The organism is Pseudomonas brassicae (assembly GCF_010671725.1).
Taxonomy (GTDB): domain Bacteria; phylum Pseudomonadota; class Gammaproteobacteria; order Pseudomonadales; family Pseudomonadaceae; genus Aquipseudomonas; species Aquipseudomonas brassicae.
On the sequence record NZ_JAAHBU010000042.1, the window covers coordinates 1 to 22,104 of the forward strand.

The window sequence follows — 22,104 nt, forward strand, 5'->3', positions numbered from 1 at the left end:
AACAACAGAAAAGGCCACTTTGAAAAAAGTGGCCTTTTTTGCATCTGCACGAAAGCACTTCCTTCCCCCCCCCCCGCCGCCACGCGCTCCCGCCAGCAGCATGAAACTTCTTTAACTATCCTGATGGGCACGGATCGGTCTGATCACGAGTAAGATTCAGACATTATTTTTCCATAGGGATTGGTACCTTGGCCGGATACATCGTCCAGTTGCGCACAATCCACGAGGTGATTGATGCGCCCGCAAACGCCTGAAGCCGACACCCCCGTTACTGCTGCACAGCCCATTGCCGCGCATCGCCTGCGCTGGCTGGAGCTGCTCAGCCGCTATCGCCAGCCGATCGGCCTGGCGGCGACCCTGCTGCTGTTCGGTGTGGCGCTGATCGCCTGCCGCCACCTGCTCAGCGAACTGGACATCTATGCCCTGCACGACTCGCTGCTGAGTGTGCCAAAGCCTGCATTGGGGGGCGCACTGCTGGCCACGGTGGTCGGCTTCGTCATCCTGCTGGGCTACGAATGGTCGGCAAGCCGCTATGCCAGCGTCCAGTTGCCCAAGCCTGCGCTGGCCATGGGCGGTTTCTGCGCCTTCGCCATCGGCAATGCCATCGGCCTGTCGCTGCTGTCGGGGGGCTCGGTACGCTACCGCCTCTATGCCCGTCACGGCATCGGCGGCGCAGAAGTGGCCCGCATGACACTGTTTGCCAGCCTATCGCTGGGCTGCGCCTTGCCGCCGCTGGCCGCACTCGCCACCCTGAGCAACCTGCCCGCCGCCGCCATCGCGCTGCGCACGCCTGCCCCGCTGCTGGGCACAATCGCAGTGGGCGTCCTGGTCCTGAGCCTGGCCTTGGCGTATGGACTGTACCGGCGCCGGCTGCCAGAACAGCCGCTGACCGACAACCTGCTGGTGCGCGTGGGGCGCCGCACGTTGCGCCTGCCCGGTGCACGCCTGACCCTGTTGCAACTGGTGATCACCGCACTGGATGTGGCGGCGGCGGCCACCGTGCTTTACCTGCTGCTGCCCGAAGCACCGCCATTCGGTGCATTCCTGTTGGTGTACCTGCTGGCGCTGGCGGCCGGGGTACTCAGCCACGTGCCAGGCGGAGTGGGCGTGTTCGAGGCGATTCTACTGGCGGCCTTCGCCGACCAGTTGGGCGCCGCACCACTGGCCGCAGCCTTGCTGCTGTACCGCCTGATCTATGTGGTGCTACCGCTGCTGGTGGCCTGCGTGGTCCTGCTGGCCAGCGAAGCACGACGCTTTCTGTTCGCACGCCAGGCCATCAAGGTGGCCTCGGGCCTGGCTGCACCGGTACTGGCCGTGCTGGTGTTCCTGTCCGGGGTGGTGCTGCTGTTCTCCGGCGCCACCCCCGAGATCGACACACGCCTTGAGCACCTCGGCTTCCTGGTGCCGCACCGCTTGATCGACGCCTCGCACTTTGGCGCCAGCCTGATCGGCGTGCTGTGCCTGCTGCTGGCTCAAGGCCTGCGTCGACGCCTCTCCGCCGCCTGGATACTCACCACCATCCTGTTGCTGGTGGGCGCCCTGCTGTCGCTGCTCAAAGGCTTCGACTGGGAAGAAGCCAGCCTGCTGACCCTGACAGCGTGCCTGCTCGCAGCGTTTCGCGGTTCGTTCTACCGCCCCAGCCGGCTACTGGAACTGCCCTTCTCGCCGGTCTACCTGGTGGCCAGTGCCTGCGTACTGGGTGCCTCGGTATGGCTGCTGCTGTTTGCCTATCAGGATGTTCCCTACAGCCACCAGTTGTGGTGGCAGTTCACCCTGGACGCCGATGCGCCACGCGGCCTGCGTTCGGCACTGGGCAGCGCGGTGCTGCTGGTGATCGTGGCCCTGACCTGGTTGCTGCGCACGGCACGCCCTACCATCCACCTGCCCAACTCCGAAGAGCTGCAGCGCGCCAGCCGCATCCTGCAGCACTCCGACCAGCCGGACGGCGGCCTGGCCCTCACCGGGGACAAGGCACTGCTGTTCCATCCCGAGGACGATGCCTTCCTCATGTATGCACGCCGTGGCCGCAGCCTGGTTGCGCTGTACGACCCGATCGGCCCGCCCCTGCGCCGTGCCGAAATGATCTGGCAGTTCCGCGACCTGTGCGATATCCATCACGCCCGCCCGGTGTTCTACCAGGTCCGCGCCGAGAACCTGCCGTTCTACATGGATATCGGCCTGTCTGCGATCAAGCTGGGCGAAGAAGCCCGAGTCGACCTGCTGCGCTTCGACCTCGATGCCAAGGGCAAAGAGATGAAAGACCTGCGCTACACCTGGAACCGTGGCACACGCGATGGCCTGAGCCTGGAGATCCACGAACCAGGGCAGGCGCCGCTGGAAGAACTCAAGGTTATCTCCGACGCCTGGCTGCAAGGCAAGAACGTGCGCGAGAAAGGCTTTTCGCTGGGGCGCTTCAGCCCGGACTACCTGCAGTACTTCCGCATCGCACTGATCCGCTTCCAGGGCCAGCCGGTGGCATTTGCCAACCTGCTGGAGACCCACAGCCTGGAACTGGCCAGCCTCGACCTGATGCGGGCCCACCCGCAAGCGCCCAAGCTGACCATGGAATTCATGATGGTCGGCCTGATCCAGCACTACAAGGCACATGGCTATGCCCGCTTCAGCCTTGGCATGGTGCCCTTGTCGGGCTTGCAACCACGTCGCGGCGCACCGTTGACCCAGCGCCTGGGCTCGATGGTGTTCCAGCGCGGCGAGCAGCTCTACAACTTCCAGGGCCTGCGCCGCTTCAAGGACAAGTTCCAACCTGACTGGGAACCTCGTTACATGGCCGTACCCGCGGGGCTCGACCCCCTGGTGGCATTGGCCGATACCGCCGCCCTGATCGCAGGCGGCCTGACCGGATTGGTGAAACGCTGATGATTCGACGCTACTGGCTTCATGTATTGGCTGCCCTGCTGCTGGCGCTGCTGGCTGGCGCCCTGGGCTTCTGGCTGTGGGCCCGCCCAGCCGCGCAACCGCACCTGGAACACCTCACCCTGGCCAACGGCAGCAGCCTTGTGCGGGTATCGCCCAGCACACGGGCCAAGGCCCAGGTGGCAGTGGCCGTGCCCCAGGACCAGGCCCTGAGCGAAAAGCAATTGCTCGACCTGAGCCAAAGCGCCGACGCGCAACTGGTGCAGGTGATCCTGCCGCCTGCCGACTGCACCCTGCAACAGCAGTCGCTGCAGCAAGCCTTGCAGCAGTTGCAAGGCGTGCCGACCCTGGTGGCAGGCATCGGACCGGGCGCAGGACTGGCCTGGAGCTGGCTGGCCGGGCAGCAGGATGACAAGCGCAGGCCATCTCCGTCGGCTTCAGCCTCGAACAGCCTGGCTGCACCACCGCACTGCCCAAGTCGGCAGCGCATGGTCACTGGAACGTGGCATGGAACGACAACCCGGATGATGCCAGTGCCGCCTTCGTGCGCGATCAGGCCAATGCGCAAACCAGCATCAGCGATTACGACATTCACCTGCCGCAGGTGCTCAAGGCACAGTTGACCCAGGCGCTGCTTGGCGAAGACGGCAACGCCTTGAGCATCCCCGTGGTAGAAGTACCTGCCGGCCAGACGACCGACACCGTAACCCTGTTCCTGTCTGGCGACGGTGGCTGGCGAGACCTGGACCGTGACGTCGCGGGCGAAATGGCCAAGCTCGGCTACCCGGTGGTCGGTATCGATACCCTGCGCTACTACTGGCAGCACAAGACCCCTGAACAGAGTGCAGTCGACCTGTCCGAGCTGATGCAGCACTACCGCCAGAAATGGGGCACCAAGCGTTTCGTGCTGACTGGCTATTCATTTGGCGCCGACGTGTTGCCGGCGATCTACAACCGCCTGCCGGCCGAAGACCAGAAACGTGTTGACGCAGTGATCCTGCTGGCATTCGCGCGCAGCGGCAGCTTCGAGATCGAGGTAGAGGGCTGGCTGGGCAATGCCGGCAAAGAAGCACCGACCGGGCCGGAGCTGGCCAAGATGCCGGCGGGCAAGGTGCTGTGCATCTATGGCGAGGAAGAGGCCGATGAAAGTGGCTGTACCGAGCACAGCGCCGTGGGTGAACGCCTCAAGCTGCCAGGCGGCCACCACTTCGACGAGAACTACCCCGCGCTGGCCAAGCGCCTGATCAGCGGCATCGAGACCCGCCAGGGAAAGTCCAGCGTCGCTGAGCAGTAAAAAGCTTCGCCGGCAAGGCCGGCTCCTGCAGGATAGTGCAGGCCTTGAGGTCGCTGCTGTCCCTGTGGGAGCTGGCTTGCCAGCGAAAGGGCCCGAAAGGCCGCTAGATTTCCACCTGCGTGCCCAGCTCGATCACCCGGTTCAACGGCAAGTTGAAGAAGCGCAGGTTACCGTTGGCATTCTTCAGCAAAAACGCGAACAGCATCCCGCGCCAGCGCGACATGCCCACCAGCCTGGACGCGATCACCGTCTCGCGGCTGAGGAAATAGGTGGTGCGCATCGGGCTGAAGTCCAGCTCGTCCAAGTGGCACAGCTTCAAGGCCGCCGGCACATCCGGTTCGTCCATGAAGCCAAAGTGCAGAATCACCCGATAGAAGCCCTCACCGTACCCTTCAACCTCAAAGCGCCGCTGCGGCGGCACCCGTGGCGAATCTTCGTTGACCACCGTCAACAGCACCACCTGACGGTGCAGCACCTGGTTGTGCAGCATGTTGTGCAGCAGCGCATGCGGCACCGCGTCGGTACGCGCGGTCAGGAACACCGCCGTACCCTCGACTCGGTGCGGCGGCTGGATGCGGATGCTACTGATGAAGATCGGCAGGGGCAGCGCGCCTTCGTCCAGACGCTCCACCAGGATCTGCTTGCCACGCTTCCAGGTGGTCATCAGCACGAACAGCGCAATCCCCGCCAGTACCGGAAAGGCCCCGCCCTGTACCACCTTGGGCACGTTGGCGGCAAAGAACAGGCCGTCCACGAACAAAAACCCGAGCAACACCGGCACCGCCAGCAGCGGCGGCCACTTCCACAGCAGCAGCATCACTGCCGAGACCAGGATGGTGGTGATCAACATGGTGCCGGTTACCGCCACCCCATAGGCCGACGCCAGCGCGCCGGACGACTCGAAACCGAGCACCAGCAGGATCACCCCGACCATCAATGACCAGTTCACCGCGCCGATATAGATCTGGCCCTGCTCGTCGCTGGAGGTATGCTGGATCTGCATGCGCGGCACATAGCCGAGCTGAATCGCCTGGCGGGTCAGGGAGAAGGCACCGGAAATCACCGCCTGCGAGGCGATCACGGTGGCCAGCGTTGCCAGCCCCACCAGCGGTACCAGTGCCCAGGCCGGCGCCAACAGATAGAACGGGTTGCGCGCGGCGTCGGGATTTTCCAGCAGCAATGCGCCCTGGCCAAAGTAGTTGAGCACCAATGCCGGCAGCACCAGCGCGAACCAGGCGCGCGCGATCGGCTTGCGCCCGAAGTGGCCCATGTCGGCATAGAGCGCCTCGGCGCCGGTCAGCGCCAGTACCACCGCACCAAGGATCGCCACGCCCATCCCGGGATGAACGATGAAAAAGCGCACCGCCCAGATCGGATTGAGCGCCTGGAGCACCTCGGGGTGCTGCAGGATCCCGTGCACACCCAGCGCCGCCAGCACCAGGAACCAGGCGACCATCACCGGGCCGAACAGAATACCGATCCGCGCAGTGCCGTGCTTCTGAATCAGAAACAGCGCCACCAGCACGATCAGCGCCACCGGGATCACCCAGTGATCGATGCCATCAAACGCCAGTTCCATGCCCTCCACCGCCGACAGCACCGAAATGGCCGGGGTAATCATGCTGTCGCCGTAGAACAGCGCGGCGCCGAACAGGCCGAACACCACCAGCACGCTACGCAGCTTCGGATACGGTGCTGCCGCTCGTCGGGCCAGTGCGGTCAGGGCCATGATGCCGCCCTCGCCCTGGTTGTCGGCGCGCAGGATGAACAGCACGTACTTGATGGAGACCACCCAGATCAGCGACCACAGGATCAACCCCAGAATGCCCAGCACACCATCATGGTTGACCGGCACCCCATAACCGCCGGAGAAGACTTCCTTGAGGGTATACAACGGGCTGGTACCAATGTCGCCGTACACCACCCCTACCGCCGCCACCAGCAGGCTCAGCGGCTTTGCCGCCGTGTGCCCGGTATCGGCCTGACTGCTTGCCTGAACCATCAACCACTCCCGCAACCAAGACCCAGAGGCCGGCGAAATTCGCGCCAGGCACTATCATTTTCGCAATCGACTGCGACGTGCTGCGCGCCTCGATGATCAACGCAGGCACAACGCCGCGAAGCATAGCGCAGCGTTCGTCGTATTTCTGCTAGTCAAGCGCGTTGTGCCTCGCTAGAATTGCGCACTTTTTGATCAGAGGCGCCCAAAGCGCCCGTCAGGGCTGCCACCTTTGCGTGTACCGCAGCCCCTCTACACCGAGGTTAGCCATGTCCACCACCGCCACGCCCACCACGCCAAAGGTCGGCTTTGTTTCCCTGGGTTGCCCAAAAGCCCTGGTCGATTCCGAGCGCATCCTGACCCAACTGCGCATGGAAGGCTATGAAGTCGTGCCCACCTACGAGGATGCCGACGTGGTGGTGGTCAACACCTGCGGCTTCATCGACTCGGCCAAGGCCGAATCGCTGGAAGTGATCGGCGAAGCCATCAAGGAGAACGGCAAGGTCATCGTCACCGGTTGCATGGGTGTCGACGCCAACAACATCCGCGACGTGCACCCCAGCGTGCTGTCGGTGTCCGGCCCGCAGCAGTACGAGCAGGTGGTCAACGCCGTGCACGAAGTCGTGCCGCCGCGCAAAGACCACAACCCGCTGATCGACCTGGTGCCGCCACAGGGGATCAAGCTGACCCCGCGCCACTATGCCTACCTGAAGATTTCCGAGGGCTGCAACCATAAGTGCAGCTTCTGCATCATCCCGTCGATGCGCGGCAAGCTGGTCAGTCGCCCGGTGGGTGAAGTGCTCAGCGAAGCCGAGCGCCTGGTCAAGGCCGGCGTCAAGGAGCTGCTGGTGATCTCGCAGGACACCAGCGCCTACGGCGTCGACGTCAAGTACAAGACCGACTTCTGGAACGGGCGCCCGGTCAAGACGCGCATGCTCGAGCTGTGCGAAGCGCTGAGCAGCCTGGGCGTGTGGGTACGCCTGCATTACGTGTACCCGTACCCGAACGTCGACGACGTGATCCCGCTGATGGCCGCCGGCAAGCTGTTGCCCTACCTGGACATCCCGTTCCAGCATGCCAGCCCCAAAGTGCTCAAGTCGATGAAACGCCCGGCCTTCGAAGACAAGACCCTGGCGCGCATCAAGAACTGGCGCGAGCAGTGCCCCGAGCTGATCATCCGCTCGACCTTCATCGTCGGCTTCCCGGGCGAGACCGAGGAAGACTTCCAGTACCTGCTCGACTGGCTGACCGAAGCCCAACTCGACCGCGTCGGCTGCTTCCAGTACTCCCCGGTCGAAGGCGCACCGGCCAACGACCTGGACCTGGAGATCGTGCCGGATGACGTCAAGCAGGACCGCTGGGACCGTTTCATGGCCCACCAGCAGGCCATCAGCAGTGCTCGCCTGCAACTGCGCATCGGCAAAGAGATCGAAGTGCTGATCGATGAAGTCGAGGAACAGGGCTCGGTGGGACGCAGTTTCTTTGATGCTCCGGAAATCGACGGTAACGTGTTCATCGACGGGGACCACGGTTTCAAGCCGGGTGACAAGGTCTGGTGCCGAGTGACCGATGCTGACGAATACGACCTGTGGGCCGAGCCTGTCTGAGGCAACCCCGATCAAAACAGCCCTGCGTTTATGGCGGGGCTTTTTTTTGCAACTATCGTTTTCTCAAACAACTGCAGGAGTCACTTGCCATGCGCACGCCGCCGACCGTGCAGACACCCAGCATCAGCGACTACGCGGAGCTGATCCGCGTGTGGGAAGCGTCGGTTCGCGCCACCCATGACTTTCTTCCCGACAGCTACATCGTGCTGTTGCGCGAGCTGGTGCGCACGCGCTACCTGGATGCGGTCATGCTGATCTGCTGCAAGGACGCGCGCCAGCACATCACCGGCTTTGCCGGCGTGGCCGCCGGGCGCGTGGAAATGCTCTTCATCGACCCACAACACCGCGGCCAGGGCATCGGCAAGCGTCTGCTGCAGTACGCGATCAACGAACTCAACGCCGAGCAGCTGGACGTCAACGAACAGAACCCGCAAGCACTCGGCTTTTACCTGGGCCAGGGCTTCGAGGTCATCGGCCGCTCGGAAACCGACGGCATGGGCCAACCCTACCCCTTACTGCACCTTCGGCTGATTCGTACACAATCGGCGCATGCAGGGTGAAGGATCCTGTAGGGTCGATCCGAAAACCATCAATTCCCGCGATTAATCACAGGCCCGGTCAAATGTAGCCGGGCCTAACCTGGCCTGGGCGGTTACAATGGACGCCTTTCCTTGTGCCACGGCTACCGTCATGTCTGAACCCATTCGTCTTTCCAAACGCCTTATCGAACTGGTCGGTTGTTCCCGACGGGAGGCCGAGCTGTATATCGAAGGCGGCTGGGTCACAGTGGATGGCGCCGTCGTCGACGAGCCGCAGCTCAAGGTCGACGGCCAGACCGTTGCCCTGCTGCCCAACGCCAAGGCCGAGGCCCTGGACCCGGTAACCCTGCTGCTGCACCAGGCCGCCGACCAGGATAGCGAGAGCGCACGCCTGGGCATGAGCCCCGCCAGCCTGTCCGAGGCCCACGCCGAAGGCCATCGCCCGCTCAAGGGGCACTTCGCCCGCCTCACATGCGTCGCCGAGCTGCAACAGGGTGCCAGCGGCCTGCAGGTGTACAGCCAGGACTGGCGCGCAGTGCGCAAGGTGACCTCGGACCTGGCCAAGCTGGAACAGGAATACGTGGTGGAGGTCAGTGGCGAGATGATAGCCCATGGCCTGGAGCGCCTGAACCGCGGGTTCACCTGGAAAGGCCAGGAGTTGCCGCGCATCAAGGCCAGTTGGCAGAACGAAACACGCTTGCGCATGGTGCTGAAGAACCGGCGCCGGGGTTGATCGAACTGCTGTGCCGCAGCGTTGGCGTCAGTGTGGTCAGCATGCGCCGCATTCGCCTTGGCGGCGTGGCCATGAGCAAGCTGCCGCTGGGCCAGTGGCGCTATCTGACCAGCAAAGAAAAATTCTAGGCCTCGCCGCACTGGCGTTGCCACTTGATCAGGATTGTCCAAATGATTCACAACGATGTACTGCGCAGCCTGCGCTTCATGCTGAACATCAGCGATGCCAAAGTGGCAGAAATTACCCGTACCAATGGTTTTGAGGTCAGCGAGGCCGATATCGCCGGCTACCTGAAGAAAGACGAGGAAGAAGGTTTCGTGCGCTGCCCGGACGAAGTCATCGCGCACTTTCTCGACGGCCTGGTGATCTTCAAGCGTGGCCGCGACGAAAGCCGCCCAGCGCTGCCGATCGAGCTGCCGGTGACCAACAACATCATCCTCAAGAAACTGCGCGTGGCGTTCGAGCTCAAGGAGGACGACCTGCACGCGATCCTCAAGGCCGCCGACTTTGTCGTGTCCAAGCCCGAACTGAGCGCCCTGTTCCGCAAGGTGGGCAACAGCAACTACCGCCCCTGCGGCGACCAGTTGCTGCGCAACTTCCTCAAGGGCCTGACCCTGCGAGTGCGTGGCTGAGTCGATCATGGCCTACAGTGTCTCGCCGGTCGGCTATGTGCGCTCCTGCTTCAAGGAGAAGTTCGCCATCCCGCGCCAGCCGCACCTGGCACCGGCCGCACGTGGCGTGCTGGAGCTGGTGCCGCCATTCGACCAGGGTGAAGCGGTGGCAGGGCTCGAACAGGTCAGCCACGTGTGGTTGCTGTTCCTGTTCCACCAGGCCCTGGAAGACAAGCCTCGACTGAAGGTGCGCCCGCCGCGCCTGGGTGGCAACGTCTCGATGGGGGTTTTCGCCACCCGCGCCACCCATCGGCCCAACGGCATCGGGCAGTCGGTGGTCAAGCTGGAGGGGGTGGAGGCCGGGCGCCTGCTGCTATCGGGAATCGATCTGCTGGATGGCACCCCGGTGATCGACATCAAGCCGTATGTGCCCTATGCCGACAGTGTGGCCAGCGCGGTCAACCGCATGGCCAGTGCGCCGCCTGCGCCGATTGCGGTGCAGTGGAGCGATACGGCGCTGGAGCTGGCCCACCAACACGCCTTGCGCCTGGCAGAGCCGCTGGTGGCGCTGATAGAGCAGTGCCTGGCGCAGACCCGCGCCCGGCCTATCAGGTACCGCCCGCGGAGCGGGTGTACGGCGTGAAGTTCTGGGATGTGCAGGTGCGCTGGCATTACCCGCAGCTGGATGTGATCAGGGTGCTTGAGGTGGTGCGCGAAGCGTAAGGCTACCGTAGAAGCCGGCCTTGCCGGCAAATGCCACGCCCCCTGTCCCAGGCAAAAAAAACGCAGACCGTGGTCTGCGTTTTTCATTTCTGCTGGCTGCTTACTTCTCGACGAATGCACGCTCGATCAGGTAGTCGCCCGGCTCACGCATGCGCGCAGACACTTTCAAGCCGAAGCTGTTGAGCACTTCGCTGGTTTCATCCAGCATGCTCGGGCTACCGCAGATCATCGCACGGTCGTCCTGCGGGTTGATCGGTGGCAGGCCGATATCGCTGAACAGCTTGCCGCTGCGCATCAGGTCGGTCAGACGACCCTGGTTCTCGAACGGCTCGCGGGTAACGGTCGGGTAGTAGATCAGCTTGTCACGCAGCGCCTCACCGAAGAACTCGTTCTGCGGCAGGTGCTCGGTGATGAACTCGCGATATGCGACTTCGTTGACGTAACGTACGCCGTGGACCAGGATCACTTTTTCGAAACGCTCGTAGGTTTCCGGGTCCTGGATGACGCTCATGAACGGCGCCAGGCCAGTGCCGGTGCTCAGCAAGTACAAATGCTTGCCCGGGTTCAGGTCGTCCAGCACCAGGGTGCCGGTAGGCTTCTTGCTGATGATGATCTCATCGCCTTCCTTCAGGTGCTGCAGCTGCGAGGTCAGCGGGCCGTCCTGCACCTTGATGCTGAAGAACTCCAGATGCTCTTCCCAGTTCGGGCTGGCGATCGAGTAGGCGCGCATGAGCGGGCGGCCGTTAGGCTGTTGCAGGCCGATCATCACGAACTGACCGTTCTCGAAGCGCAGGCCCGGGTCACGGGTGCACTTGAAGCTGAACAGGGTGTCGTTCCAGTGATGGACACTGAGGACACGTTCGTGGTTCATGTTGCTCATGTACGGGGCTCCTGAAAAAAAACGCAGCGCTGACCGTGAGCGCGATTGCGCGATAGTTTAGTGGCAGCGACAATATCTGTTAAATGAATTATCAAGATATGTCTTATCGGTTATATAGATATGCGATTTACACTGCGTCAACTTCAGGTCTTCGTGGCCGTCGCGCAACACCAAAGCGTCTCTCGCGCAGCCGGGATACTGGCGTTGTCGCAGTCGGCCGCCAGCACTTCCATCACCGAGCTCGAACGCCAGTCCAGCTGCCAACTGTTCGATCGCGCGGGCAAGCGCCTGAGCCTCAATGCGCTTGGCCATCAACTGCTGCCCCAGGCCGTGGCACTGCTCGACCAGGCCAAGGAAATCGAAGACCTGCTCAACGGCAAGTCCGGCTTCGGCTCACTGGCCGTCGGGGCCACCCTGACCATCGGCAACTACCTGGCCACCTTGCTGATCGGCAGCTTCATGCAGGTTCACCCCGAAAGCCAGGTCAAGCTGCATGTGCAGAACACCGCGCATATCGTGCACCAGGTGGCCCACTATGAAATTGATTTGGGTCTAATCGAGGGGGATTGCAACCACCCCGACCTGGAGGTGCAGCCGTGGGTCGAAGACGAACTGGTGGTGTTCTGCGCACCGCAGCACCCCTTGGCAGCCAAAGGCCGTGCCAGTCTCGACGAACTGACTCGCGAAGCGTGGATCTTGCGCGAACAAGGTTCAGGCACCCGCCTGACCTTCGATCAAGCCATGCGCCACCATCGCTCCACGCTCAATATCCGCCTGGAACTGGAGCACACCGAGGCGATCAAGCGCGCGGTGGAATCGGGCCTTGGCATTGGTTGCATTTCACGCCTGGCGCTACGCGATGCATTCCGGCGCGGCAGCCTGGTAGCGGTGGAAACCCCCGACCTGGACCTGGCGCGGCAGTTCTACTTCATTTGGCACAAACAGAAGTACCAGACCTCGGCCATGCGCGAGTTTCTCGAACTGTGCCGCAGTTTTACCGCAGGTGTGCGACGCAGTGACGAAATCGTGCTGCCGCACATTGCCTAGAGCAGGATCACCGCCCACACCAGCGCCACCATGCTCAATGCCACGAGCTGGGCCGCACTGCCCATGTCCTTGGCATTTTTCGACAACGGGTGGCGGTCCAGGGAAATGCGGTCGATGGCCGCCTCGACCGCCGAGTTCAACAGTTCGACGATCAGCCCGAGCAGGCAAACGGCAATCAGGATTGCGCGCTCGGCGCGACTGACATCCAGCCAGAAGGCGATCGGGATCAGCACCACATTGAGCAATACCAGCTGACGAAACGCCGCCTCGCCGGTAAAGGCCGCGCGCAGGCCGTCGAACGAATAGCCGGCCGCATTGAGTACTCGTTTAAGGCCGGTCTGGCCCTTGAAAGGCGACATAGAGAGTGATTTCAACCAAAAGATAAGAACGGTGCAGGCTAGTGCACGCGGGGTCAAAAATGCGTGAAGGCCACTGGCCCTAACTGCTGGAAACCGATTCCAATTGTTGCAACAGCAGCGCCGCCTGGGTTCGCGTGCGTACACCCAGCTTGCGGAAAATCGCGGTAACATGAGCCTTGATGGTGGCCTCGGACACGCTCAGCTCGTAGGCAATCTGCTTGTTCAACAAGCCTTCGCAGACCATGGTCAAGACCCGGAACTGCTGCGGCGTCAGGCTGGCCAGGCCCTCACTGGCGGCCTTGGCCTCAGCGGACACATCGATTTTTTCAAAGGCTTGCGGTGGCCACCAGACCTCACCGTCGAGCACTTTGTTGACGGCATCCTGAATCTGCTCCAGCGGGCTGGACTTGGGGATAAACCCGCTGGCACCGAACTCGCGCGACTTGACCACCACCGCCGCCTCTTCCTGCGCCGAGACCATCACTACCGGGATCTGCGGATACTGGCCGCGCAACAGCACCAACCCGGAGAAGCCGTAGGCGCCTGGCATGTTCAGGTCGAGCAGTACCAGGTCCCAGTCGCTTTTCTCGGCCAGACGGGTTTCCAGTTCGGCGATACTCGCCACTTCTACCAGGCGCACGTCCGGGCCCAGGCCAAGGGTAACGGCCTGGCGCAACGCGCTGCGAAACAACGGGTGGTCATCGGCAATCAGGATTTCGTATGTGGCCATCGATCTAATGATCCTGTTCTGTGCAGGCGCAGCTAGCGTGGGCGCCTGGCGGGGCAACTCAAGGCGTCGGGCGGCAATGCCAGTAGCCAAAAAGGCACGTCGGGGCCAGGAAAACAGCATTCAAGCCCTCGTCGTGCCCGAATCGGCGCCAAGGATGCCGAGCCCAGCCCGGGTGGTCAAGTTTCACCCCCGGTTCGTGCTGCATGCCGCTGGCGCCAGTGCTCACCATTATGAAGCAAAGCCAGGCTGTTGCCCCTTGTACTATAGGAAGGTCTGCAGCCGTCGATGCACGGCATCTTCCTCGTCCAGCAGCAACTTGTGCTTGGCACTCAGGTAATGATTGCTGAACACGTCCAGATAGGCATCCAGCGCCTGAGCCGCATGCTGGTCAGCCGCCAGTTCAAGGCACATCGCTGCCACTTCGGCGGTGCAGAAGTGATCATCGCGCTTGGAACGACGCAGCTTGTAGCGCGAGATCTGCTCGGGCTGCAGGTTCAGTACCGGGAACCGCTCCAGGTACGGACTCTTGCGAAACATCTTGCGCGCCTCGGGCCAGGTGGCGTCGAGCAGGATGAACAGCGGCCGCTTGCCTGGCCCCGGCGCCACCTCGCTGACCACTCGCTCGGGCGCGACGAACTCGCCTGGGAACACGATGTAAGGCTGCCACTTCGGGTCATCGAGCAACGCCTGCAGCTGTGCATCCAGCGTCTTGCGTTCCCAGGCGAATGCGGTGGTGTCGCCAATCACGTCGGCAATCAACCAGCCAGTGTTGGTCGGCTTCAGCGGCTCGGTGTCGTGCATCAACAGGCACATGGCCGACTGTGCCGCCACCCGTGGCCGCCAGGCGCACAGGCAATACTCGGGGATGACCCGGCAACCGGGGCAGCGCGGCGCACGCGAACCGCGCGCAACGAAGGGTTTGACACTGCGGGCCAGGCGCTCGGCGCGCAGACGCGCTACGGCATGGCTCATGACAGGGCACAGCATTGGCAGTAAAGGCAGGGCACGACACGGACTCGGCAAGACGAAATACCCCGGCAGTTTATCAGAGCCGGCCCCTGCCCTGCCGTATATTGCCGTGCAGCGCGGTGCGCCGCCCCTTATAATCGGCGGGTTATCGAAACCTGCTGGCACCGCTATTGCGCCTGTGACGGAACACTGCGCGCCATCGCCGGTCAAATCGCCAGTTACCGAACCAGGAGAGATTCATGCTGCGTTTCATCGCCCCATCCTTGAGCCTGCTGCTTGCCCTGCCGCTGGGCGCGCACGCCGCATCCAAGCAAGAGTACGAACTGACCCAGATGCTTGAAAAAGTCGCCAAGGAAAGCAGCGTGGGTACGCCTCGGGCCATCAACGAGGACATCCTGGACCAGGGCTATACCGTCGAAGGCAAGCAACTGATCAACCACCTCAGCGTGCGCGCCAGCCATGCGCAACAAATGCAAAGAAACCCGGAGAACATGCGCTCGCAGCTGGGTGACAGTGTCTGCCGGAACACCGGTTTCCGTCAGTTGATGGACCGCGGGGCGGTGCTGACCTACCGTTTTACCGAGTACAAGACCAACCGCCCGGTGATCGACCAGTCGTTCAACAAGGCCAGCTGCCTGTCAGGCCCGAAGAAGAAGTAACCCACCCTGCCCTTATGCGCTGTTGGCGCGCCGTTGCTCTTCATCGGCGCGCAGTTCAGCCACCAGCGCCTGAATATAGCGCGACCCCCGCGCCCCACCTGCAAGGCGTTGCAGGCATTCCTGTTCCAGGCTCAGGTTGTTGGCCTGTGCTGCGCGTTGCAGCAGTCGGTACAACTGCGTATCAAGCTCCAAACTCACCCGTTGCATGATCCAGCCTCCTTGCCCCCATCGCCTTTACCCTTGCTCATCAGTTAATCAGACTGGCGGCGCTGGCGAGTGCGAGCGGACGAGTGGCGTTTTCGTCGCGCCACACGACGTTTGCCGCATTGCCTGTCACCACACCATGGGCACATGATCACTGCGGCATAACCGTGCGACAGGGTCTAGATTGATAGCCAGGACCTTTCACTTTGCGCAGGCGCAAAGGGGCCTGACCGATGTGCGGTCAAGCCGGAGGTTTTGCTGCAAAAGGAGAAGTTGAATGCCGTACCAACCGAGCGAATTGCTTGCCAACCATTTCAAGACCAACGCGATCGACCTGAGCCACATCGAACAACAGCTGAAACTGGTGGCCCCCGACAGCCCCAACCTGCCGCTGTACCGCGACATGATGCTGACCGTGCTGCGTATGGCGCACGATGACAGCGACCGCTGGAGTGCCAAGATCACCCTGCAGGCCCTGCGCGAGCTGGACAACGCGTTCCGCGCGCTGCGTCAGTACAAGGGCCGACGCAAGGTCACCGTGTTCGGCTCGGCGCGTACCCCGGTCGAACACCCCATGTATGCCCTCGCCCGGGAATTGGGCGCGACCCTGGCGCGCTCCGACCTGATGGTCATCACCGGTGCCGGCGGCGGCATCATGGCTGCCGCCCATGAAGGTGCCGGGGTGGATCACTGCCTGGGATTCAACATCACCCTGCCGTTCGAGCAGCATGCCAACGCTACCGTCGACGGGACCGACAAGTTGCTGGCGTTCCACTTCTTTTTCATTCGCAAGCTGTTCTTCGTCAAGGAAGCCGACGCACTGGTGTTGTGCCCAGGCGGTTTTGGCACCCTCGACGAGGCACTGGAAGTGCTGACCCTGATCCAGACAGGCAAGAGCCCGCTGGTGCCGGTGGTACTGCTCGACTCACCGGGCGGCACGTTCTGGCAGGAAGCGCTGAATTTCATCACCCGCCAGTTGGAGGATAACCGCTACATCCTGCCCAATGACCTTAAGCTGGTGCGCCTGGTGCACAACGTCGATGACGCGGTCGCCGAGATCAACCAGTTCTACAGCAACTACCACTCCAGCCGCTGGCTGAAGAACCAGTTCGTGATCCGCACCCACCACCCGCTCAGCGAGGCGGCATTGCAGGATATTCAGGATGGGTTCGCGGATTTGCGCCTGAGTGGCGCCTTCCATCAGCACGCCTATGCTGGCGAAGAACACGACGAAGCGCAGTTCAGCCACCTGTCCCGCCTGGCGTTTGCCTTCAACGGTCGTGACCAAGGCCGCCTGCGCGAGCTGGTGGACTTTATCAACCTGTCGGAAAACTGGGCCAAGCCCCAGCACAGTCAAGCCCCGCAAAGGGCCCGCGAGCCGCTCAAGGTCACCTGAATGCCACGCACCTGAAACCTGGTCGGCCCCCTTGTAGAGGCCTGCCAGGGCTCAGTCGTCCAGGCTGCGGCCACTCAACAAGCGGCCGACACTTTCCATGGAAAAACCACGGTAAACCAGAAAGCGGGTTTGCTGTGCACGGCTGCGGGGGTCGCTGGGTAGTTGACCGGCGAACTTGCGCTGCCACACATCCACCAGCAGGCTTTGCCAGTCGACGCCACATTCACGCAAGGCGAGTTCAACATCGCTACGTTGCAGGCCACGCTGGTTCAACTCTTCGCGTATGCGCGCCGGGCCGTAGCCAGAACGCGAGCGATAGCTGATGAAGCTTTCCAGATAGCGGGCTTCACTGAGCAGGCCCTCTTCCGTCAGACGGTCGAGCTCCTGATCGATCAGCTCAGGCTCTGCGCCGCGCTGGCGCAACTTGCGCGTCAGCTCGACACGACCATGCTCGCGTCGCGCGAGCAGGTCCATGGCTGTCCGCCTTACGGCGACGGGGGTATCGAGTACGGCGGACATGGTCTATCTACAGATCAGAAGTTGGCGTCGGCGTCGACCAGGTCATCTTCCGGCTCAGCAGCAGCCGCCGTTTTACCGGCAGCAGCAGCGGCCGCAGCAGCTTCGACACCACCAGTCAGCAGCTTGTCGCGAATCTGCTTCTCGAGGGTAGCGGCGATTTCCGGGTTCTCTTGCAGGAACTTGGCAGAATTGGCTTTACCCTGGCCGATCTTGCTGCCCTGGTAGCTGTACCAGGCACCGGCTTTTTCGAGGAAACCGTGCAGCACGCCCAGGTCGATGATCTCGCCGTTGCGGTAGATGCCCTTGCCGTAGAGGATCTGGAACTCGGCTTGGCGGAACGGTGGCGCCACCTTGTTCTTGACGATCTTGACGCGGGTTTCGCTACCGACCACTTCGTCGCCTTCCTTCACCGCGCCGGTACGGCGGATGTCCAGGCGCACCGAGGCGTAGAACTTCAGCGCGTTACCACCGGTGGTGGTTTCCGGGCTGCCGAACATCACGCCGATCTTCATGCGGATCTGGTTGATGAAGATCACCAGGCAGTTGGCGTTCTTGATGTTACCGGTGATCTTACGCAGCGCCTGGGACATCAGGCGGGCTTGCAGGCCCACGTGCATGTCACCCATTTCGCCTTCGATCTCGGCCTTGGGTACCAATGCAGCCACGGAGTCGACAATGATCACGTCAACGGCGTTGGAGCGCACCAGCATGTCGGTGATTTCCAGGGCCTGTTCGCCGGTGTCCGGCTGCGAGACCAGCAGGTCGTCGACGTTGACGCCCAGCTTGCCGGCGTACTCAGGATCGAGCGCGTGCTCGGCGTCGACGAATGCGCAGGTGGCGCCGGCTTTTTGCGCCTGGGCGATCACGACAGGGTCAGCGTGGTTTTACCGGACGACTCAGGGCCGTAGATCTCGACGATACGACCTTTTGGCAGGCCGCCGATGCCCAGCGCGATGTCCAGGCCCAGCGAGCCAGTGGAGATGGCCGGGATCGCCTGGCGATCGTGATCGCCCATGCGCATGACCGCGCCTTTACCGAATTGACGTTCGATCTGACCCAGGGCCGCAGCCAAGGCACGCTTCTTGTTGTCGTCCATTGAAGTCCTCACGTAATCATCGATAGGGCCGTACGGCCACAACACCTGTATAAGTAGCCAGTATTATTCCACAGGGTTTTGTTCCCGCCTACCCCCGAATTGCGATTTACTCTGCGCCAAGCTGTAACAGCCCCTCTAGGGCGGCGATTACCGTTTGTCGGCGCACCGAATCGCGGTCGCCGTCGAAGTGCCGGCGCTCGCTGCTGACATGCCGGCCATCGCCCCACGCCAGCCACACGGTACCCACCGGCTTGGCCGGCGAACCGCCATCGGGCCCGGCCACCCCGCTTACCGCCACCGCAAAACGTGCGCCACTGGCGGCCTGGGCGCCGCGCACCATGGCCTCGACTACCGCCTGGCTGACCGCGCCCACCTGCGTGAAGAGGCCTTCGGGCACCCCCAGCTGGCGGGTTTTCTGTGCATTGGAATAAGTCACGTAGCCGGCCTCGAACCACGCCGAACTGCCGGGGATACGCGTGATGGCCTCGGCAATGCCGCCGCCGGTACAGGACTCGGCCGTGGTCACTTGGGCATTGAAGCGGCGCAGGTGTTCCCCCAGCCGGGCAGAAAGGGCAGTGATCGGGTCCATGGCAGGCTCCTTGAAAGTCTGCCGCCTACCCTACACCAGCGGCCGGCGCGGCTGAACACTCAAGGTGTGAGTGAACGTACATAGCCCTGGCAGGCGCGCAGGGCAATCAGTCCGGCGTCGCCGGCGTCGGTGATGGCGATAATTCGTCGAGCATGCGCCGGGTCAAGTCGGGCGCGTGCGGGGCCATGATCCAGGCCGCTGGCGCCGGGGGTGGCAGGCAGGTCGGGATCGGCATCGCGCTCGAGTAGGACCGACAACCGCAGATCAGCAGTAGCCAGCCGGTCACGCAAGTGTGCCTGAGCCTGTTGGGCATCGAGAAGTTCCTGATAGTGAGTGTGATCATTGAGGTCCAACTGCTGTTCCAGCACCTGGCGCTGCGCACGCTCGCCCAGCACCTCGGCTGCAGCGGCCTCGGCGAGCTGCTGGCGCTCAAGCGCAAAGGCCTGTTGCTGCTGCGCCAGCTGTCGACCCAGGCGCCAGCCCTGGACCTGCCAGGTCAGCGCACAGGCCAGCAGCACCAGGGCCAGCAGCAGCGCCGTTTGCAGGCGGCTCAACAGAACACCTCGCGAGCACGGGCCCACAGCTGCAGGCGGTCTTCCAGCCCGTTGAGCCCGCCATTGATATGCCGGGTGATGCGGTTGAAATCACCGCGATCGGCGAGCGAATTGAGGCCTCGCGAGTGCCAGAACCAGGCAGCCGACTCCGCCGCCCAGCGCGGTTGCTCCAGCAATTGCGGCAGCTCCAGCAGGCGATCGTCGCCGAACAGCGCACGGCTGCAGGCCTGATAGTTGTTACGCCCGGTGACCTGGATCAGCCCGCGGCCGCAATAGCGTTGCCCATCGCCATCAGCCTCTGGCGTGTTACCCAGGCGCAACGCAAGGCTGCCGGTGTCATAGCGCGAGAGGTAGCGGTCGCTGCCCAGTTCCTTCACGTAGCGCAATTGGCCGGATTCGTGGCCGACCTGGGCGAGGAAGGCCGCGATGCGCCGAGGAGTGTCGATCTGCCAGTGAAGCATGGCGTCGTTGAGTGGCGAGAGAAAGACATCGGCGCGATGGCCTATGCCCGGATAGACTTTCAACAGCTGTGGTTGACTGATCAACATGATTCACCTGCTCTACGTGATTTGCGCCAGCCAGCACGTCAGCGCTGTGCGGCCTTCAGCGATGGTGTCGCTTTGCTCCCGGCCCCCTTGGCCGTGGCCTTGCCCTGCTTGCCGCCATTGCACTCGACCGTGGTGCTCCACCCCGAAGCGCTGAAGCGCTGCTCCACCGACTCGATCAGGTAGGCGCCATCCAGGCCGGGCTTGAACCCCTGGGCGTCGAGCGTGCGCTCGACGAACAGGTCGGTGCGCCCCGGCATTTCCAGGCGCAGATGCGCAGTACTGCGGTTGAGTGCCGCCAGGCGAGCCTTGGCCGCCTGCTCGGCGGCGGCGCGGTTGGGGTACAGATGACGGTCGGTATGCACCGGCGTCAGCTCGTGCGGTGCGTCGGCGTTGTTCAGCACCACCACCGCCTGGCGCCCGCTGTTGCTGTCCAGGTGACGGGTCTGCACGGCCTTGTGCGTGCCCTTGTCGTTCATCCGGAACTGCCAGTTGCGCACATCCGCACGGCCGATGCTGACGCTGCCCAAGTCCTTGCCTGAAGCGCTCTTGCCCGCCTGGCGCGGCATCACCAACAAGCTGCCGTTGGCCACTTTGGCGGTGCAATCGAACAGGCGCCCCAAACGCGTGATGAAGTTGAAATCGGACTCGTTGAACTGGTCGATGCGCGGCACCCGCACCGTTACCGGGCACACCGCCTGCCAGCCGTTGCGCGCCGCGATGTCGCGCACGATCCGCTGCAGCGTCACCTGCTCCCAGCTGCCGCTGCGGGTGGTCTTGCCACTGGCGCGCATATCACTGGCCTTGCCACGGATCACGATACTGTCGGGCGGCCCGGACAGCTCCACTTCGTCCACGGCATAGCGGCCCAGCCGCATCAGTGGCTGGCGACGTAGCCAAGGTGCACCTCGATGGCAGCGCCACGCGCTGGCAACGCCACCGCACCGTCGCGGTCATCGATGCGCAACTCGAATTCGTCGGAGTCCATGCCCGGCTTGTCGGTGGTGCGCAACAGCAGCAGCCGATCGTTGATCAGGGCAGTGATGTCCTGGCCGTCGGCGACAATACGAAACACAGGTTGCATGGCGAAGGCTCCAGAAAAACAGAACCCCGCACGCGGCGGGGTCGGGTGATTGAATGCGCCACGCTCAGTCCCAGAGCTGCAGCAGCGCCTGGGTGGCTGTCGTGACGTCGGGTAGCACGATCAGCAGGCCGGCACGCAAAGGCTGCGCTTGGTCACCCAGGCCCTGGTTGGCACTGAGCACCGCCTCGACGCTGCCGTCCAGGTGTCCGTAGTAGTGCTGGCAGAGGGTATCGAGCAGGTCCCCGTCAGACGTTCTGCAAATCGTCGCCATAGCTGATGAACTCCAGTGAGAATCCTTGTTTGCGCGGTATACCGCCGGCCAGCAGGTTGCTCTGGTCTTCTTCGATACTGGTCAGGCACCAGTTGCCCAGTACCTCGCCGTAGCCGCTGGTCAGGCTCAACGGTTGCAGCTGTCGACCGATGCTGCGCAGTGCCTGCAGTTGGCCAAGCCCGCTCTTGGCACCGGGAAAGATGGTGCCCTTGAGGGTGATGCGCTCTTCGCCCAACCCCACAGCCTGCTGCGCCGGGCTGCGCGTCAGGCGCTCCTGGCCCGCCCAGCGAAAGCGGGTCTGGCGGCGCAGTTCATCGAAGGTCGCGGTATCGAGGTTGAAGTAGTAAGGCTGCGCCTGCGCCTGCAACGACTGCAAAATCAGCAGGTGCGGGAACGGCTTGACCACCTCCGCCGGCGGCGTGGCCGCCGGGGCGAAGCTGGCGGTGGGCAGCAGGTTGGCCAGCGCCGGGCTGATGCGACCTGCCACCCGATTGATGGCAACCGCAGCCTTGGCGACTTTCTCCTCGAAGAGGGCGACACGTTCCTTTACCAGCGCGACCTTCGCCACCGCGTGGCTGTACCGGTCCAGCACCTTGGCGACGCCCTTCTGCGCGCGGTTGATGGCGCGCATCGTGCGTTGCAACCTGGCACCGATCAGCGGCCCGACGTAGGGGATGTCCTCGAGCGCGGCGGCCGCCTCGGAGATATCGCTGATCGCGCCAGTCAAGGGCTCCAGCATCTCGTCGGCACTGCGCCGTCCCGCCTCCCCCGCTGCAATCAGCGCCCGCAGGGCCGAATGCAGCTGGTCCATATAGGTCATGG

General features: G+C 63.2%; 19 protein-coding genes and 5 pseudogenes. 10 read left to right on the forward strand and 14 right to left on the reverse strand.

Translation table 11 applies throughout. From position 1 onward, the window contains the following. Window positions 1-234 precede the first annotated feature (234 nt). Window positions 235-2,877 carry a bifunctional lysylphosphatidylglycerol flippase/synthetase MprF gene (mprF, locus tag G3436_RS03830; RefSeq protein ID WP_163941473.1) on the forward strand — a complete coding sequence of 881 codons (2,643 nt, stop codon included), beginning with the start codon at window positions 235-237 and terminating at the stop codon, window positions 2,875-2,877. Beyond that, window positions 2,877-4,168: pseudogene (locus G3436_RS03835) on the forward strand (virulence factor family protein). Before mprF ends, G3436_RS03835 begins: the two are co-directional and overlap by 1 nt. A 103-nt stretch (window positions 4,169-4,271) precedes the next feature. Here G3436_RS03835 and G3436_RS03840 read toward each other — a convergent pair. Then, on the reverse strand, window positions 4,272-6,170 hold the full coding sequence (locus G3436_RS03840; RefSeq protein WP_163941475.1) for a potassium transporter Kup: 1,899 nt from the start codon (window positions 6,168-6,170) through the stop codon (window positions 4,272-4,274). Between the two features lie 266 nt (window positions 6,171-6,436). On the opposite strand from G3436_RS03840, the gene rimO reads away from it, so the two are divergent. The 5 genes and pseudogenes from rimO to tsaA all read left to right on the forward strand — a co-directional run bounded on the left by rimO (window position 6,437) and on the right by tsaA (window position 10,380). After that, window positions 6,437-7,774 (forward strand): 30S ribosomal protein S12 methylthiotransferase RimO, encoded by a 1,338-nt coding sequence (gene rimO / locus G3436_RS03845; RefSeq protein ID WP_163941478.1) that lies wholly within the window; start codon window positions 6,437-6,439, stop codon window positions 7,772-7,774. Between the two features lie 89 nt (window positions 7,775-7,863). Next, the gene (locus G3436_RS03850; RefSeq protein ID WP_163941481.1) at window positions 7,864-8,334 is read left to right on the forward strand and encodes a GNAT family N-acetyltransferase; all 471 of its coding nucleotides are present in this window, start codon (window positions 7,864-7,866) and stop codon (window positions 8,332-8,334) included. 130 nt (window positions 8,335-8,464) lie between these two features. After that, a pseudogene (locus G3436_RS03855) lies at window positions 8,465-9,174 on the forward strand (rRNA pseudouridine synthase). A gap of 42 nt (window positions 9,175-9,216) precedes the next feature. Next, window positions 9,217-9,678, forward strand: coding sequence for a YehS family protein (locus G3436_RS03860; protein ID WP_163941484.1), 462 nt, complete (start codon window positions 9,217-9,219; stop codon window positions 9,676-9,678). A 7-nt stretch (window positions 9,679-9,685) separates the two neighbouring features. After that, window positions 9,686-10,380, forward strand: a pseudogene (gene tsaA, locus G3436_RS03865) (tRNA (N6-threonylcarbamoyladenosine(37)-N6)-methyltransferase TrmO). A gap of 100 nt (window positions 10,381-10,480) precedes the next feature. Here tsaA and fpr read toward each other — a convergent pair. Further along, window positions 10,481-11,260: a ferredoxin-NADP reductase gene (gene fpr / locus G3436_RS03870; RefSeq protein ID WP_163941487.1), complete on the reverse strand. Its 780-nt coding sequence runs from the start codon at window positions 11,258-11,260 to the stop codon at window positions 10,481-10,483. A 120-nt stretch (window positions 11,261-11,380) separates the two neighbouring features. Here fpr and G3436_RS03875 point away from each other — a divergent pair, with 120 nt between their 5' ends. Beyond that, the gene (locus G3436_RS03875) at window positions 11,381-12,307 is read left to right on the forward strand and encodes a LysR family transcriptional regulator (protein ID WP_163941490.1); all 927 of its coding nucleotides are present in this window, start codon (window positions 11,381-11,383) and stop codon (window positions 12,305-12,307) included. On the opposite strand, the gene G3436_RS03880 is transcribed toward G3436_RS03875, so the two are convergent. The 3 genes from G3436_RS03880 to G3436_RS03890 form a co-directional block, all read right to left on the reverse strand. Next, on the reverse strand, window positions 12,304-12,666 hold the full coding sequence (locus tag G3436_RS03880; RefSeq protein ID WP_163941493.1) for a diacylglycerol kinase: 363 nt from the start codon (window positions 12,664-12,666) through the stop codon (window positions 12,304-12,306). The two genes, G3436_RS03875 and G3436_RS03880, sit on opposite strands and share 4 nt — an antisense overlap. A 79-nt stretch (window positions 12,667-12,745) precedes the next feature. Then, window positions 12,746-13,396: a response regulator transcription factor ErdR gene (erdR, locus tag G3436_RS03885; RefSeq protein ID WP_163941496.1), complete on the reverse strand. Its 651-nt coding sequence runs from the start codon at window positions 13,394-13,396 to the stop codon at window positions 12,746-12,748. Window positions 13,397-13,657: 261 nt separating this feature from the next. Then, window positions 13,658-14,368, reverse strand: a complete 711-nt coding sequence (locus G3436_RS03890) for a tRNA-uridine aminocarboxypropyltransferase (protein WP_163941499.1) — start codon at window positions 14,366-14,368, stop codon at window positions 13,658-13,660. 236 nt (window positions 14,369-14,604) lie between these two features. Here G3436_RS03890 and G3436_RS03895 point away from each other — a divergent pair, with 236 nt between their 5' ends. Further along, window positions 14,605-15,024 (forward strand): quorum-sensing-regulated virulence factor family protein, encoded by a 420-nt coding sequence (locus tag G3436_RS03895; RefSeq protein WP_163941502.1) that lies wholly within the window; start codon window positions 14,605-14,607, stop codon window positions 15,022-15,024. Window positions 15,025-15,036: 12 nt separating this feature from the next. Here G3436_RS03895 and G3436_RS03900 read toward each other — a convergent pair whose 3' ends face one another. Beyond that, entirely contained in the window at window positions 15,037-15,231 is a 195-nt protein-coding gene (locus G3436_RS03900; RefSeq protein WP_163941505.1) for a hypothetical protein, read from the reverse strand. 274 nt (window positions 15,232-15,505) lie between these two features. Here G3436_RS03900 and G3436_RS03905 point away from each other — a divergent pair, with 274 nt between their 5' ends. Next, a complete protein-coding gene (locus G3436_RS03905) occupies window positions 15,506-16,624 on the forward strand; it encodes an LOG family protein (RefSeq protein ID WP_163941508.1) in 1,119 nt (372 codons plus the stop codon). 51 nt (window positions 16,625-16,675) lie between these two features. Here the strand turns inward: G3436_RS03905 and recX are convergent, their stop codons facing one another. The 8 genes and pseudogenes from recX to G3436_RS03945 all read right to left on the reverse strand — a co-directional run bounded on the left by recX (window position 16,676) and on the right by G3436_RS03945 (window position 22,102). Beyond that, window positions 16,676-17,143 (reverse strand): recombination regulator RecX, encoded by a 468-nt coding sequence (recX, locus tag G3436_RS03910; RefSeq protein WP_163941511.1) that lies wholly within the window; start codon window positions 17,141-17,143, stop codon window positions 16,676-16,678. A 14-nt stretch (window positions 17,144-17,157) separates the two neighbouring features. After that, window positions 17,158-18,239 (reverse strand): annotated as a pseudogene (gene recA / locus G3436_RS03915) (recombinase RecA). Window positions 18,240-18,345: 106 nt separating this feature from the next. Beyond that, complete coding sequence (locus tag G3436_RS03920) at window positions 18,346-18,828, reverse strand: CinA family protein (protein ID WP_163941525.1); 483 nt, start codon at window positions 18,826-18,828, stop codon at window positions 18,346-18,348. A gap of 59 nt (window positions 18,829-18,887) precedes the next feature. Continuing rightward, window positions 18,888-19,382: a lysis system spanin subunit gene (locus G3436_RS03925; RefSeq protein WP_163941528.1), complete on the reverse strand. Its 495-nt coding sequence runs from the start codon at window positions 19,380-19,382 to the stop codon at window positions 18,888-18,890. Next, window positions 19,379-19,930, reverse strand: coding sequence for a glycoside hydrolase family 19 protein (locus tag G3436_RS03930; RefSeq protein ID WP_163941533.1), 552 nt, complete (start codon window positions 19,928-19,930; stop codon window positions 19,379-19,381). Before G3436_RS03930 ends, G3436_RS03925 begins: the two co-directional genes overlap by 4 nt. 38 nt (window positions 19,931-19,968) lie before the next feature. After that, window positions 19,969-21,011, reverse strand: a pseudogene (locus G3436_RS03935) (phage late control D family protein). Window positions 21,012-21,075: 64 nt separating this feature from the next. Beyond that, window positions 21,076-21,282, reverse strand: a complete 207-nt coding sequence (locus tag G3436_RS03940; RefSeq protein ID WP_163941536.1) for a tail protein X — start codon at window positions 21,280-21,282, stop codon at window positions 21,076-21,078. Continuing rightward, window positions 21,257-22,102: a phage tail protein gene (locus tag G3436_RS03945; RefSeq protein WP_163941539.1), complete on the reverse strand. Its 846-nt coding sequence runs from the start codon at window positions 22,100-22,102 to the stop codon at window positions 21,257-21,259. Before G3436_RS03945 ends, G3436_RS03940 begins: the two co-directional genes overlap by 26 nt. Window positions 22,103-22,104: the final 2 nt, after the last annotated feature.

Bases quoted from the DNA above. Each gene is read 5' to 3' on its own strand.
- mprF (WP_163941473.1), top strand. From the start codon at position 235: ATGCGCCCGCAAACGCCTGAAGCCGACACCCCCGTTACTGCTGCACAG.
- G3436_RS03840 (WP_163941475.1), bottom strand. From the start codon at position 6,170: ATGGTTCAGGCAAGCAGTCAGGCCGATACCGGGCACACGGCGGCAAAG.
- rimO (WP_163941478.1), top strand. From the start codon at position 6,437: ATGTCCACCACCGCCACGCCCACCACGCCAAAGGTCGGCTTTGTTTCC.
- G3436_RS03850 (WP_163941481.1), top strand. From the start codon at position 7,864: ATGCGCACGCCGCCGACCGTGCAGACACCCAGCATCAGCGACTACGCG.
- G3436_RS03860 (WP_163941484.1), top strand. From the start codon at position 9,217: ATGATTCACAACGATGTACTGCGCAGCCTGCGCTTCATGCTGAACATC.
- fpr (WP_163941487.1), bottom strand. From the start codon at position 11,260: ATGAGCAACATGAACCACGAACGTGTCCTCAGTGTCCATCACTGGAAC.
- G3436_RS03875 (WP_163941490.1), top strand. From the start codon at position 11,381: ATGCGATTTACACTGCGTCAACTTCAGGTCTTCGTGGCCGTCGCGCAA.
- G3436_RS03880 (WP_163941493.1), bottom strand. From the start codon at position 12,666: ATGTCGCCTTTCAAGGGCCAGACCGGCCTTAAACGAGTACTCAATGCG.
- erdR (WP_163941496.1), bottom strand. From the start codon at position 13,396: ATGGCCACATACGAAATCCTGATTGCCGATGACCACCCGTTGTTTCGC.
- G3436_RS03890 (WP_163941499.1), bottom strand. From the start codon at position 14,368: ATGAGCCATGCCGTAGCGCGTCTGCGCGCCGAGCGCCTGGCCCGCAGT.
- G3436_RS03895 (WP_163941502.1), top strand. From the start codon at position 14,605: ATGCTGCGTTTCATCGCCCCATCCTTGAGCCTGCTGCTTGCCCTGCCG.
- G3436_RS03900 (WP_163941505.1), bottom strand. From the start codon at position 15,231: ATGCAACGGGTGAGTTTGGAGCTTGATACGCAGTTGTACCGACTGCTG.
- G3436_RS03905 (WP_163941508.1), top strand. From the start codon at position 15,506: ATGCCGTACCAACCGAGCGAATTGCTTGCCAACCATTTCAAGACCAAC.
- recX (WP_163941511.1), bottom strand. From the start codon at position 17,143: ATGTCCGCCGTACTCGATACCCCCGTCGCCGTAAGGCGGACAGCCATG.
- G3436_RS03920 (WP_163941525.1), bottom strand. From the start codon at position 18,828: ATGGACCCGATCACTGCCCTTTCTGCCCGGCTGGGGGAACACCTGCGC.
- G3436_RS03930 (WP_163941533.1), bottom strand. From the start codon at position 19,930: ATGTTGATCAGTCAACCACAGCTGTTGAAAGTCTATCCGGGCATAGGC.
- G3436_RS03940 (WP_163941536.1), bottom strand. From the start codon at position 21,282: ATGGCGACGATTTGCAGAACGTCTGACGGGGACCTGCTCGATACCCTC.
- G3436_RS03945 (WP_163941539.1), bottom strand. From the start codon at position 22,102: ATGACCTATATGGACCAGCTGCATTCGGCCCTGCGGGCGCTGATTGCA.